The organism is Mesorhizobium sp. M0598 (genome assembly GCF_040320865.1).
Classification (GTDB): Bacteria; Pseudomonadota; Alphaproteobacteria; order Rhizobiales; family Rhizobiaceae; genus Mesorhizobium.
In genome coordinates this window covers 113003-126354 of record NZ_JAMYQL010000008.1, presented here as the reverse complement: position 1 = coordinate 126354, position 13352 = coordinate 113003, and the positions used below count along the sequence as shown (strand labels likewise).

At 63.2% G+C, this 13352-nt stretch carries 10 protein-coding genes; 4 read left to right on the top strand and 6 right to left on the bottom strand.

Annotated elements, in window-relative coordinates; all coding sequences use genetic code 11:
* Nucleotides 1–98: 98 nt before the first annotated feature.
* The 3 genes from NKI59_RS13290 to NKI59_RS13280 all read right to left on the bottom strand — a co-directional run bounded on the left by NKI59_RS13290 (nt 99) and on the right by NKI59_RS13280 (nt 3796).
* Nucleotides 99–1247, bottom strand: coding sequence for an efflux RND transporter periplasmic adaptor subunit (locus NKI59_RS13290; protein WP_023675997.1), 1149 nt, complete (start codon nt 1245–1247; stop codon nt 99–101).
* 62 nt (nt 1248–1309) lie between these two features.
* A complete protein-coding gene (locus NKI59_RS13285; RefSeq protein WP_023675998.1) occupies nt 1310–1918 on the bottom strand; it encodes a TetR/AcrR family transcriptional regulator in 609 nt (202 codons plus the stop codon).
* Between the two features lie 237 nt (nt 1919–2155).
* On the bottom strand, nt 2156–3796 hold the full coding sequence (locus tag NKI59_RS13280) for an acyl-CoA synthetase (protein WP_352704667.1): 1641 nt from the start codon (nt 3794–3796) through the stop codon (nt 2156–2158).
* 188 nt (nt 3797–3984) lie between these two features.
* On the opposite strand from NKI59_RS13280, the gene NKI59_RS13275 reads away from it, so the two are divergent.
* Together NKI59_RS13275 and NKI59_RS13270 are read left to right on the top strand one after the other, a co-directional pair.
* Entirely contained in the window at nt 3985–4950 is a 966-nt protein-coding gene (locus tag NKI59_RS13275; protein ID WP_352704665.1) for a sugar-binding transcriptional regulator, read from the top strand.
* An 85-nt stretch (nt 4951–5035) separates the two neighbouring features.
* A complete protein-coding gene (locus NKI59_RS13270; RefSeq protein WP_352704663.1) occupies nt 5036–7090 on the top strand; it encodes a bifunctional aldolase/short-chain dehydrogenase in 2055 nt (684 codons plus the stop codon).
* A gap of 68 nt (nt 7091–7158) precedes the next feature.
* Here the strand turns inward: NKI59_RS13270 and NKI59_RS13265 are convergent, their stop codons facing one another.
* The 3 genes from NKI59_RS13265 to NKI59_RS13255 form a co-directional block, all read right to left on the bottom strand.
* On the bottom strand, nt 7159–8214 hold the full coding sequence (locus NKI59_RS13265) for a substrate-binding domain-containing protein (RefSeq protein WP_352455225.1): 1056 nt from the start codon (nt 8212–8214) through the stop codon (nt 7159–7161).
* Nucleotides 8215–8261: 47 nt separating this feature from the next.
* Nucleotides 8262–9257, bottom strand: coding sequence for an ABC transporter permease (locus NKI59_RS13260; protein WP_023676003.1), 996 nt, complete (start codon nt 9255–9257; stop codon nt 8262–8264).
* Between the two features lie 83 nt (nt 9258–9340).
* Nucleotides 9341–10852, bottom strand: a complete 1512-nt coding sequence (locus tag NKI59_RS13255) for a sugar ABC transporter ATP-binding protein (RefSeq protein ID WP_352704662.1) — start codon at nt 10850–10852, stop codon at nt 9341–9343.
* Nucleotides 10853–10987: 135 nt separating this feature from the next.
* Here NKI59_RS13255 and mtnK point away from each other — a divergent pair, with 135 nt between their 5' ends.
* Both mtnK and mtnA read left to right on the top strand, forming a co-directional pair.
* On the top strand, nt 10988–12259 hold the full coding sequence (gene mtnK / locus NKI59_RS13250) for an S-methyl-5-thioribose kinase (protein ID WP_352590258.1): 1272 nt from the start codon (nt 10988–10990) through the stop codon (nt 12257–12259).
* Nucleotides 12256–13350 carry an S-methyl-5-thioribose-1-phosphate isomerase gene (gene mtnA / locus NKI59_RS13245; protein WP_352455228.1) on the top strand — a complete coding sequence of 365 codons (1095 nt, stop codon included), beginning with the start codon at nt 12256–12258 and terminating at the stop codon, nt 13348–13350. The genes mtnK and mtnA overlap by 4 nt, the downstream gene beginning before the upstream one ends.
* Nucleotides 13351–13352: the final 2 nt, after the last annotated feature.

Sequence of the window (13352 nt, the reverse complement as noted above, 5' to 3'; positions counted from 1 at the left end):
TCGCGGTGGGACGCGAGGATCGACGTGGGGGTTACATCGACCTGAGATCTCGAAAATCGGGGGCGCCTGCCGCCCGGAAACCGTGAATTGCCTGGCCGTCAGCGCAAGCGCCTTGCAGCGTCATCGGCCGACGCCGACTGTTGCGCCGCATCACCGGTCAGCTTGACTTTCAGATTCTCGGTCATGAACTGCGTGCCGGCGGCGACGACGACGTCACCCGGCTTCAGCCCATCGGCGACACTGACGCCGTCGGGGGTGAAGGCGGCGACCTTGACCGGATGCGCATGGACGGTCCCGCCGTTGCGGTCGACTGTCCAGACGATCGATTGGCTGTCCTTTTGCGCCAACGCGGCCAGCGGGATCGACACCAGTTGCTGCCGGTTGTCCGCCGCGGCTTCGATGGAGGCGGTCATGCCTAGCAGCACGCGAGAATCGTTGGGCAGGCTGACGCGAACGGCAAAGGTGCGCGACTGCGGATCGGCGCTGCCGGCGACTTCGCGGACCTTGCCGTCGAGCGTCAGCGCCTCATCGGACCAGAAGCCAGCCTTGACGGTCTTGCCCGGCTTGAATTCGGCGATATCGGTTTCCGGAACAGCGATCAGGACTTCCTTCTCGCCGTCGATGGCAACGGTCACCACCGGCGTGCCGGAGCCGACCACCTGGCCGACATCGGCGGCAACGGCAGTGACGATGCCGTTCTTGTCCGCCTTGAGATCGGTATAGCGGACCTGGTTCTGTGCCTGGGCAAGCTGCGAGCGGGCGGAGTCTCGCGTGGCGACAGCCTGATTATAGGCGAGCGTCGCCTGCTCGAGCTGCGACTTCGGCGCGAAATTCTTGGCGTAGAGCTGTTCGGCCCGCTTGCGCGTAAGCTCGACTGTCTCGACCTGACGGTCGGCAGCATCGAGGCTGGCCTGAGCGCTTCTCACCGAAAGCTCGTAGTCGGTGGGATCGATGCGGGCGAGAACGTCGCCCGGCTTGACGCGGTCACCGATGTCGACAAGGCGCTCGGTGATCTTGCCGTTGATGCGAAAACCGAGATTCATCTCGGTGCGGGCACGCACCGATCCGGAATAGGAAAGCTGACGGGTATCGCTCGCCTTAGCGATCTCGACCACCTTGACCGGGCGGATGATCTCGGTGACCTCGGCTTTCTCCTGCGAGCAGCCGGCGAGGCCGAGAGCGACAACCATAATCAATGCTAGGCCGGCGGCCGGTCGCCTGTAGGTGATGGACTTGGACAAAGACACTTTTCGTACTCCCGAACTGTGGGGATGAATTGCCGGTATCGCCGCCCGACGGGCGGCAACGGTCATTTCTTCAAGGCTCTGATGGCAAACTCGGTAAGCTCGTCCGGCGTCGCCCGGTTCTTCTTGGCGAGGCACTGGGCCATCATCTGCGGATGACAGAGGCTGATAATGGCAGCGCCGAAGCACCGGGAAGCGATCACCGGATCCTGATCGACGAACTCGCCGGTAGCGATTCCCTCGCGGATCACTTCCGCGACCAGTTCATGGATGCTGTCGATGTGCTTTTCGATGACGTGCCAGTCGCGCTCGATGGCGACGATGACCATCTCGTGCACCTTCTCCTGGTCGATCATGGTCTCGAGCGTCCACTGGTAGTGCGTATGCACGTAGCGGCGGAGCTTTTCGCTGGCGGTGCCGGGGCCATGGCAGGCTTCGTAGGTCAACCGGTAGCAGGTCTCGAGCATACGGCCGCAAACCGCCTGGTGGATTTCCACCTTGGAGGCGAAGAAGCGGTAGATGTTGGCGGTCGACATGCCGAGTTCGCGCGCTATGTCGGCGACGTTGGTCTTGCCGTAGCCGTAGTGGCGAAACAATCGCTCCGCGCAATCCAGGATGCGCGTGACATTTTCCTGGCGGGCGGAATCGGCGGTGGTGTCTAGGGTTTCAAGCATCTCGTTGGCCAATTTACGACTGACGAATTTAGAATTTCGTCACTCGTAAATTGAAAACCATCACCTGTCAAGGCACGATTTTGGCTGCTGATGACAGATGGTGACATCCCTGGACGGAGTTGGCCCATGAAACGCATGTGGTTTCCGCCGGGCGAGCCTGCAACGCCGCCCCGTGTTTTTTTGCGAAGGATCTTGAAAAGATGCTTTCCGAAATCGGTTCCGTTTTCGGATCAGGCCCTAAGGCTGCTTTGCCATCTCCCGCAGCCGGAACTTCTGGATCTTGCCCGTCGAAGTCTTCGGGATTTCCGCGAAGATCACCGCTTTCGGCACCTTGAAGCGGGCGAGCAGCGCGCGGCAGTGCTCGATTACCTCCGCCTCGGTCGCCGCCTTGCCCGGCTTCAGCTCGACATAGGCGACCGGCACCTCGCCCCATTTGTCGTCGGATCGGGCGACAACGCCGCAAGAAGCGACGGCGGGATGCTTGTACAGCGCCTCCTCGACCTCGATCGAGGAGATGTTTTCGCCGCCGGAGATGATGATGTCCTTGGAACGGTCCTTGAGCTGGATGTAGCCGTCCGGATGGATGACGCCGAGGTCGCCCGAATGGAACCAGCCGCCGGCAAAGGCCTCGTCGCTCGCCTTGCGGTTCTTGAGATAGCCTTTCATGACGATGTTGCCGCGGAACATCACCTCGCCGATGGTCTCGCCGTCGGCCGGCGTCTCTTGCATCGTCTGCGGGTCCATCATCGTCAGGCCTTCGAGCGCGGCATAGCGTACGCCTTGCCTGGCCTTCTTCGCCGCCCTCGCCCCTTTCTCCAGCCGGTCCCACTCGCCATGCCATTCGTTGACGACGGCCGGGCCATAGGTTTCGGTCAGGCCGTAGAGATGGGTGACGGCAAAGCCCGCATCGGCCATGCCCGACAGCACCGCCTCGGGCGGCGGCGCCGCGGCGGTGTTGAAGGTGACGGTCTGCGGGAACTGCCGCTTGTCCTCGTCCCTGGCGTTGATCAGCACCGACATGACGATGGGTGCACCGCACAGATGGGTGACGCCGTGATCGGCGATGGCGTCGTAGATCGGCTTCGGCCGCACCCAGCGCAGGCAGACATGCGTGCCGCCCTGCACGGCAAGCGTCCAGGGAAAGCACCAGCCGTTGCAGTGGAACATCGGCAATGTCCACAGATAGACGGGGTGCTTGCCCATGCCGGCATGGATGGTGTTGGCATAGGCCATCAATGCCGCGCCCCGATGGTGGCAGACGACGCCCTTCGGATTGCCTGTCGTGCCGGAGGTGTAGTTGAGCGAAATGGCATCCCATTCGTCGTCCGGCATCGACCAGGCGAAATCCTCGTCGCCGCCGGCGACAAACGCCTCATAGTCCAGCGTGCCGATCCGCTCGCCCTTGGGATAGGGCGCATCGGCGGCATAGTCGGGATCGTCGTAATCGATCAGCAGCGGCCTGACCTTGGCCAGCGTCAGCGCTTGCCGAACCACGCCGGCGAATTCGCGGTCGACGATCAGCACCTTGGTTTCGGCGTGATCGAGCTGGAAGGCAATGACGGCGGCGTCGAGGCGGGTGTTGAGCGAGTGCAGCACCGCCTTGGTCATCGGCACGCCGAAATGCGCCTCCAGCATCGGCGGTGTGTTGGACAGCATGACGGTGACGGTGTCGCCCTTGCCGATACCGCGCTTCGCCAGTGCCGAGGCAAGCCTCAGCGAGCGCTTCCAGAAATCGCGATAGGTCGTGCGCTGGCGGCCATGGATGATGGCGATCTGGTCGGGAAAGGTTTTTGCCGCCCGCTCGAAATAGGTCAGCGGCGTCAGCGGCTGATGGTTGGCCGGGTTTCGATCGAGGTCCTGTTCGTAGGGATTGCCCATCCCGTCCTCCGCGCAATGTGTTCGTCGAGAACTTTAGCTACCGGCTTCCGGCCCGTCACCACCAACGATGCCATCATAGACCGCGTGTGGCACAAGAATGGTCTAGATTCGGCGGCGAAAGCGCATCTATTCCTTCCTCCAATTTGACTTTTGTCGAGAGCCGTGAATAATGTCAGCGAGGAGATGGCATGGCGATCCGACCGGCAGAACAGCTTATCCACAAGGCCGCCTGGCTTTACTATGCACACGGCCTGCGCCAGGACCAGGTGGCCAGCCAGCTCAAGATTTCCCGTGCCTCGGTGGCGATGTATCTGCGCAAGGCGCGCGAGACCGGCATCGTCAACATCTCGACCTCGACCCAGCTTTTCACCGACGACGTGCTGGCGCGCAAGCTGGAAGACGCGCTGAAGCTCGACGCGGTCTGGATCGCGCCGGAAAACGGCTATGTCGCCGACCCCTCGACCGACATCGCGGTGCTGGCGGCAAGCGTCTTTCTCGAGCTGATCAGGAAAGGCGACCGCATCGGCGTCGCCTGGGGACGGACGGTCTACACCATCGCCGACATCATGTCCTATGCCGATCTGCAGGACGTCACCGTGGTGCAGCTCTGCGGCAATCTGGGAGCCCCCTATTCGTACCGGCCGGACCAATGCACGATGGAAATCGCGCGCCGGCTCAATGCCAAGGGGCTGAATTTCTACGCGCCGCTGGTGCTGACGACGGAAGAACTGGCACGCGGCCTGCGCGCCGAGCCGGTGATCCGCGAGCAATTGTCGGGCATCGGCGAATGCGGCCTGGCGCTGTATTCGGTAGGCTCGGTGGACACCGACAGCCATCTGGTCAAATGCGGCGCGCTGACGCCAAGCGAAATGGCTGTATTGCGCAAGGCGGGTGCGGCCGGCGTCATTGCCGGGCAGATCATCGACGCCCGAGGCCAGGCGCTCGACTGCAGCTACAACCGCCGGCTGATTTCGGCAGAGCTGTCATCGCTGCGCCAGATCGGAAAGCGCCTTGTGGTGGTGCAGGAAGAGAGCAAGTTCGAACCGCTCGTCGCGGCGATCGCCGGCGGGCTCTGCACCCATCTCGTCGTCGGCGCGCGCATGGCGCGGCGGCTGCTCGACTATGCCGGAGCGGCAGCAGAAAAGGTCGCCTGATACCTAGTTTCAGCCGCCGACGCATTGTCATCAAGGCGTCGCGGTATTCCTGTTCACAACAAGAGAGAAATCGGACGAAGCTGACATGAAGAACCTGTGGAATGACGGCGAGGCGGAGAAGCTGGTCGCCGACTATGCAAAGAAGGGTGTGGCCCGCGATCTGGCGCTGCGCGTCTATACGACCAGGCTGCTGGGCGGCGAGCCGCGGCTCGTCCTGCATGGCGGCGGCAACACCTCGTGCAAGACCAGGGCCACCGACCTTGTCGGCGACGAATGGGACGTGCTCTGCGTCAAGGGCAGCGGCTGGGACATGGGCGTCATCGAGCCGCAGGGCCTGCCGGCGGTCAAGCTCGGCGCGCTGTTGAAGGCGCGGTCGCTCAAGAAGCTCTCCGACGAGGACATGGTCGCGCTGCAGCGGGCGAACCTCATCGATCCGTCCTCGCCCAATCCGTCGGTCGAGACGCTGCTGCACGCCTTCCTGCCGCACAAATTCGTCGACCACACGCATTCGACGGCGATCCTGGCCATCGTCGACCAGGAGGACAGCGAGGCGCTGAGCCGGAAGGTGTTCGGCGAAAAGATGGGCTTCGTGCCTTACATCATGCCGGGCTTCGATCTGGCCAAGGCGGCCGCCGATGTATTCGACGCCGATCCGACGGTCGAAGGCCTGATCCTAGACAAGCACGGCATCTTCACCTTCGGCGACGATGCCAGGCAGGCCTATGACCGGATGATCCATTATGTGAACGTCGCCGAGGATTTCATCGCCGGAAACGGCAAGCCGCGCACCGAAAAAGTGGCACTGCCGGCCAGGCTGGCGAAGCCTGCGGAGATTGCGCCGATGCTGCGCGGCGCGGTGGCGGTGGCACGCGGCGAAGGCCGCTTCGATCGGATGATCAGCGATTTCCGCACCTCGGATGCGATCGTCGATTTCATCAATTCGGCAAAAATTGCCGACTATGCCGGGCGCGGCGTGTCGACACCTGACCTGTCGATCCGCATCAAAACCGGACCGATGGCACTGCCGGCGCCCGACGCGGACAAGGTCGGCGACTACAAATCCGTCATCCGCCAGCATGTCGAGAAATTCGCCAAGGACTATCGCGCCTATTTCGAAACCAATGATGCGCTCGACGACGTGAAGCGCACCATGCTCGACCCGATGCCGCGGCTGACGCTGGTGCCCGGCCTCGGCATGTTCGGCCACGGTCGCACGCTGAAGGATGCGAAGATTGCCTCGGACGTCGGCGAAATGTGGATCGAGGCGGTGCGCGGCGCCGAAGCCGTCGGTGACTTCCGCCCGCTCTCCAAAGCCGACCTGTTCCCGCTCGAATACTGGTCGCTGGAACAGGCCAAGCTCGCCTCCAACAAGCCGAAGCCGCTGACCGGCCAGGTGGTACTGGTCACCGGCGGCGCCGGCGCGATCGGTGCTGCCACGGCAAAGCTGTTCGCCGACAACGGTGCCCATGCCGTCGTCGTCGATCTCGATGGATCAAGGGCTGCCGAGGCGGCAAAAAGGGCCGGCAACGGTTCGATCGGCATTGGCGCCGACATCACCGATCCGGCGCAGATGCGCGCCGCCTTCGACAAAGCGGCCGACGTCTACGGCGGCCTCGACATTCTCGTGTCCAATGCCGGTGCTGCCTGGGAGGGCCGGATCGGCGAGCTCGACGACGCCACCTTGCGCAAAAGCTTCGAACTCAATTTCTTCGCCCATCAGTCGGCGGCGCAGAATGCCGTGCGCATCATGCTCGAACAGGGCACCGGCGGCGTGCTGTTGTTCAACACCTCCAAGCAGGCGGTCAATCCGGGGCCGAAGTTCGGCGCCTATGGCATTCCCAAGGCGGCAACGTTGTTTTTGTCCAGGCAATATGCGCTCGACTACGGCGCCCATGGCATCCGCTCCAATGCCGTCAACGCCGACCGCATCCGTTCGGGGCTGTTGACCGATGCCATGATCGCCAGCCGCTCGGGCGCACGCGGCGTGTCGGAGAAGGAGTACATGTCCGGCAACCTGCTCGGCCAGGAAGTGACGGCAGAAGACGTCGCCCAAGCCTTCCTGCATCAGGCGCTGGCCGAGCGGACCACCGCCGATGTGACGACGGTCGATGGCGGCAACATCGCGGCGGCGCTGCGGTAGATCTAAACACCGGACCAACAAAAAGAGCGGCCCGCGAGCCGCTCTTTTCCTTTGCCTATAGCGAAAGACTACTTCGCGTTCGGGTTCGGCATCCAGGTCGGCATCGCGACATCGGCATGGGCGAATTGCGGCAGCTTGGCCGAGAGGTCCTCCATGTTCTTGATGTCCTTGTCGAGCAGATCCTTCTGGGTGATCAGCGTCGGCGGCACGATGACGTTGTGGCCGGGATCCTCGCCGGCCAAGAGCTGCGCCAGCGCACGCACCGAGACCTGGCCGACGACGGCCGGGTTGGTGGCGGCGGTTGCCGCCCAGGCGCTGTCCGGCTCGCGCATCGCGGCGATGTCCGAGGTCGAAATGTCGGCCGAATAGATCTTGATGTCCTTGTTCAGCCCGGCCTCGTCGACTGCGATCTTCACGCCCTTGGCGAATTCGTCATAGGGCGCGAACATCACCTTGATGTCGGGATGGGCCGATAGCACCGAACGGGCCTGGTTGGCGACCGAATTGGCGATCGGATTGTCGAGCGTGCCGAACATGGCGGCTTCGTTGATGCCCGAATATTTCTTCTTGAATTCGACCCAGGTCTCGTTGCGGCGGTCGAGCGGCGCGATGCCGGCGACATAGACATAGCCGGCCTTCCAGCTCTCGCCATTGTCCTTGACCGCCTGTTCGAGCGCCAGGCGCGCGAGGTCGCGGTCGGACTGTTCGATCTGCGGGATCTTGGGGTTTTCGACATTGACGTCGAAGGCGACGACCTTGATGCCGGCGTCGACCGCGCGCTGGGCGGCGTCCTTCATCGATTCCGTCAGGCCGTGCTGGATGATGATGCCCTGGACGCCGAGCGCGATGGCCTGGTCGACCATGTCCGCCTGAAGCGCCGCGTCCTGGCGGCTGTCGAGCACGCGCAGGTCGACACCGAGTGCCTTGGCCTGCGCCTCGACGCCGGACAGATACGCCTGGAAGAAGTCGCCAGTCGAGAGATAGCGGACCAGCGCTATCTTGACGGCGCCCGGCTTGTCGAACGGCGCCGGCCTGTCCTGCGCCATCGCCGGCAACTGCATAAGCAATGTTGCGCCGGCAAGCCCGAGCGCTGCCTTCCCTAAAAGCCTTCTTGTGATGTTCACGTCGTTTCCTCCACTTGTTGAACCCAAAATGTGACCCGGTCGAACCCCTATCTCCTGCCCCTGCCGGAAAGGGCGAAGGTAAAGACAAGGGCGACCACGAGAACCACGCCCTTGACGAAATCCTGCGTGTAGTAAGGCGCGTTCATCATCGTCAGGCCCTGCAACAGCACGCCGACAAACACCGCGCCGACAGCCGTGCCGAAGGCGTTCGGCTTGGCGGCGCCGAGAACCGCGTAACCGATGAGTGCCGCAGCCACCGCGTCGAGCAACAGATTATTACCCGAGGCGATGTCGCCGCGTCCAAGCCGGGCAGCGAGCAAAATGCCGCCGATCGAGGCAAAAACTCCCGAAATCACATAGGCCCAGATTTTGTATGCCTTGACAGGCGCGCCGGCGAGTTCTGCGGCGCGTTCGTTGCTGCCGACCGCATACATCATGCGCCCGAAACGCGTGTATTCGAGAAAGAACCAGATCAGCACCGCCAGCACGAGCAGGACGACGACCGACACCGGAATGAGGTTCGGGATGAAGAAATCGAAGCGATGGCGGCCAAGCGCCAGGAACGCGGCGCCGAAACTGCCGTTGGCGACCGAGCCGTCGGGCATGGTCATGCCAGTGGCGATCGAACGGCCCTCGGTCGGTATGCGCTGCAGGCCGACAAGCAGGAACATCATGCCGAGCGTCGCCAAAAGGTCCGGAACCCGCATATAGACGATCAGCCAGCCATTGATCAGGCCGACGACGGCGCCGATCACAAGACAGACGACGACCGCCACGACGGCGTTCTGCCCCAGCACCACCATGACATAGGCAGCCGCCATCATGGCGCTGGTGGCGACAGAGCCGATCGACAGGTCGAAGCCGCCGACGACCAGCGTGGCGGTGACGCCGAGCGCCAGAACACCGGTGATGGCGACCGACTGGAAGATGAAGACGGCGCTTTGCGGCGAGACGAAACCATCGGCGGCAACAGCGAAATAGGCGATCAGCCCGAACAACAGAACGATGAAGCCGTAGCGAATAGCATTGTCGCGCAGGATCATTCAGCGCTCCCGCACGCTGGCACCGTCTTTATCCGACCCGAATTCATGCCCTCTCCATTCCAATTCTCATCGTCTTCCCGCTCTCAGGCTGCGCTGTGCAAAGGCCCGCCCGCCACTTCGGCCAGCAGACGCTCGAGATCGACATCGGTATTGCGGTGCTCGCCGACGATCGTCTGCTCCGACATCACCAGGATGCGATCGGCCGTCTCCAGGGCTTCGTCGAGTTCGGTGACGAACAGCAGCGTCGCGCGGCCGTGGGCGCTGGTCCGCAGCTTGGCGGCGATATCGCGTCTGGCCGAGATGTCCACACCTTGAAACGGCTCGTCGAGGATGAAAAGCCTTGCCGCCTGCGACATCCAGCGGGCGACCATCACCTTCTGCTGATTGCCACCGGAAAGCGACGCCATCTCGTCCCTCTCGGAGCGACAGACGATGCCCAACTCCTGGATCTGCTGGCGAGCAATGGCGCGTTCGATACGGCGCTTGAGGACGCCGAGACGCGACATGCGCCTGTGGAACGGCAGGCTGATATTCTCCTGGACGTTGAAGTCGCCGACGATGCCGTTTTCGCCCCGGTCCTTGGCGACGAGAAACACACCGGCGGCAATCGCTTCGCCGGTCGATGCCGGCGCATAGGGTTTCCCGTTCAGCATCATGGTCCCGCCCAGCGGCTGGCGCAGGCCGAACAGCGTCTCGGCGAGCGCGGTCTTGCCGACGCCGACGAGGCCGGTGATGGCAACGACCTCGCCGTCGCCGAGGGTCAGCGAAATCGGCCGGGCGCCTTCTGCAACCCGCAACCCGTCCGTGGTAAAAATTGCTTTGGCCGAATTCCTGGCGACGATCCGCTCGAGCTGGATCTTGCGGCCGAGCATGGCGTTGACCGCACCTTCGTAATCCAGCGGCTTCTTGTCGAAGATGCCTGAGATGACCCCATCGCGCATCGAAATGATGCGATCGGCAAGCCGCCTGATGTCAGACATACGGTGCGAAATGTAGAGGATGGCCACGCCTTGCTGGCGAAGCCGGTCGAGCAATGCGAACAGCCGGTCGGCCTCGGCGCTGGACAGCGAGGAAGTCGGCTCGTCGAGGATCAGCACTTTCGGCCGGTGCGCCATGGCGCGGGCGATCGCCACCATCTGGCGGTCGGCCAGAGAGAGATCGCTGATCCGGGCCTTGAGGTCCATGGCCAGTCCCATGCGGTCGGCCACCGCCTTTGCCTCGCGACGCACCCGGCCTGGATTGAACAGGGTCGGCACGCCGCTGCCGCTCAACCTGTCGAGGGTAAGATTGGTGGCGACGTCGAGGTCTGCGACGACACCGTCATTGATGTTCTGGTGGACGGTAACGACGCCGGCGCGGATCGCCTCCGCCGGCGTTTTCGGGTCGAACTCATGACCGGCAAGCGACATCGAGCCGCCGCCATGGTCGTAGACGCCACTGATGATCTTGACGAGGGTGGATTTGCCGGCGCCGTTGGCGCCCATCAGCACGGTCACTTCGCCGGCATGCAATTCGAGCGAGACGCCGCCAAGCACCTCGATATGGCCAAAGGATTTCCTCAGGCCGTCGACGCGGAACACGGCATCATTGCCCATTCGTTCCTCCCTGACCATGACGCTATGGGCTATATCGGCAATTGTCAACACGATTGACAATTGCCAGCAGGCTTCCTAGCTTGGCCCGACCGCGTTGGCTCCGCTATCATCGGAGCACATGAGCGGGAGGTGAGGATGACTGGGAAATCGCCGTTCGAAGCACTGTCGGTCGAGACACTGGCGGGCCGTCTCGGTGCCAACGAGCCCCTGTGTTCGCAGATCGGCAAGGATACGAGCCAGTGGAAGGTTCGTGAAGTCGGCGACGGCAATCTGAACCTGGTGTTCATCGTCGAGGGTGCTGAGGGTGCGGCCGTCGTCAAGCAGGCCCTGCCCTACGTCCGGCTGGTCGGCGACAGCTGGCCGCTGCCGCTAAAACGCTCCTTCTTCGAATACCATGCGCTGACGCGGCAACAGGCGCGGGCGCCGGGTTCGGTGCCCGATATCTATCACTTCGACGAAGGCCAGGCGCTGATCATCATGGAGTATCTGTCGCCGCACATTATCCTGCGGCGGGCGCTGATCGAAGGCCGGCAATTGCCCAATATCGCGACAGACATCGGCTTGTTCATGGCCCACACGTTGTTTCGCGGCTCCGACCTGCATATGGCGACCAAGGACCGCAAGGCCGATCTGGCACTGTTCGCCGACAATGTCGAACTCTGCGACATCACCGAGAACCTGGTTTTCTCGGATCCGTATTTCGATGCCAAGATGAACCGGCACACCAGCCCGCAGCTCGATGGCATTGTCGCCGAGCTGCGCGCCGACCGCGACCTCAAGGTCGAGGCGCAGCGCATGAAGCACATCTTCGCTGCCAATGCCGAGACGCTGCTGCATGGCGACCTGCATTCCGGCTCGATCATGGTCACCGACACCGAAACGCGGATGATCGACCCCGAATTCGCTTTCTACGGGCCGATCGCCTTCGACGTCGGCATGCTGCTCGCCAATTTCTGGATGGCGTTCTTCTCGCAGCGCGGCCATGAACAGGACGGAAGCCGCGACGCCATGCGTGACTATCTGCTCGGCGTTACGGTCGAGACATGGTCGGTGTTTCGCGCCGAGTTCTCGCATCTGTGGCGAACCGAGCGTACCGGCATGCTCTACCAGAAGAGCCTATTCGAAGATCAGGGCGACAGGCTTGGCGCCGAGCAGGCGCTAGACCACATGCTGCATTCGATCTGGACCGATCTGCTTGGCTTTGCCGGCGTCGAGGTTCACCGGCGAATTCTCGGACTTGCCCACAATGCCGATTTCGAGACTATTGCCGATCCGGATCTGCGCGCCAGATGTGAGGCAAAGGCGCTGAAATTCGGCCGTCACCTCGCCGTCAACCGGCGCCAGATCCACAGCATCGACGAGGTCAACCGGTTGGCCGCGCTGATCGAACGGGAGAGCAGGATTTGAACGTCGGCGACCGCCACTACCGCACCATCTGGCCGAGTGACGACGGGCGTTCGGTGGAGATCATCGACCAGCGCTGGCTGCCGCATGATTTCCGCATCGAAAAGATCGATACCGTCGCCGGCATCGCCACGGCAATCCGCGACATGTGGGTGCGCGGGGCGCCGCTGATCGGCGTCACCGCGGCCTATGGCGTCGCCATGCAGATGGCCGACGATCCGTCGGATGCAGCACTCGACGCCGTCTGGGCAACCTTGCACGAAACGCGCCCGACGGCGATCAATTTGCGCTGGGCGCTGAACGAAATGCAGCGCTTCCTGCTGACGCTTCCCCTGGCAGAACGTGCCGCGGCTGCCTATCGGCGTGCCGGCGAGATCGCCGACGAGGATGTCGGCCTCAACCGCGCCATCGGCGCCCATGGGCTCGAAATCATCAAGGCGATCGCGGCGCGCAAGCAGCCGGGCGAACCGGTCAATATTCTGACCCACTGCAACGCCGGCTGGCTGGCCACGGTCGACTACGGCACCGCCACCGCGCCGATCTATCTGGCGACGGAAGCCGGCATTCCAGTCCATGTCTATGTCGACGAAACACGACCCCGCAACCAGGGTGCCCAATTGACCGCCTGGGAGATGGCCGGCCACGGCGTGCCGCATACGCTGATCGTCGACAATGCCGGCGGCCATCTGATGCAGCGCGGTCAGATCGATATGGTCGTCGTCGGCACCGACAGGACCACCGCCGACGGCGATGTCTGCAATAAGATCGGTACCTATCTCAAGGCGCTTGCCGCCGACGACAACGACGTGCCGTTCTATGTCGCGCTGCCGTCGCCGACGATCGACTGGACTGTGGGCGACGGGCTGGCCGACATCCCGATCGAACAGCGCTCGCCCGACGAGGTCTCACTGGTCTGGGGCAAGACCGCTTCCGGCGAGATCGCCCAGGTCCGCGTATCGCCGGAAGCCACGCCGGCGGCCAATCCGGCCTTCGACGTGACGCCGGCGCGGCTGGTCACCGGCTTGATCACCGAACGCGGTGTCGCTACGGCCTCGCGCGAAGGCCTGAGGGCGATGTTTCCCGAGCGCGGATGATC

Excerpts from the sequence above, each read along its gene's own strand:
- NKI59_RS13280 (WP_352704667.1), bottom strand. The coding sequence starts at position 3,796 with ATGGGCAATCCCTACGAACAGGACCTCGATCGAAACCCGGCCAACCAT.
- NKI59_RS13270 (WP_352704663.1), top strand. The coding sequence starts at position 5,036 with ATGAAGAACCTGTGGAATGACGGCGAGGCGGAGAAGCTGGTCGCCGAC.
- NKI59_RS13275 (WP_352704665.1), top strand. The coding sequence starts at position 3,985 with ATGGCGATCCGACCGGCAGAACAGCTTATCCACAAGGCCGCCTGGCTT.
- NKI59_RS13285 (WP_023675998.1), bottom strand. The coding sequence starts at position 1,918 with ATGCTTGAAACCCTAGACACCACCGCCGATTCCGCCCGCCAGGAAAAT.
- mtnK (WP_352590258.1), top strand. The coding sequence starts at position 10,988 with ATGACTGGGAAATCGCCGTTCGAAGCACTGTCGGTCGAGACACTGGCG.
- NKI59_RS13260 (WP_023676003.1), bottom strand. The coding sequence starts at position 9,257 with ATGATCCTGCGCGACAATGCTATTCGCTACGGCTTCATCGTTCTGTTG.
- NKI59_RS13255 (WP_352704662.1), bottom strand. The coding sequence starts at position 10,852 with ATGGGCAATGATGCCGTGTTCCGCGTCGACGGCCTGAGGAAATCCTTT.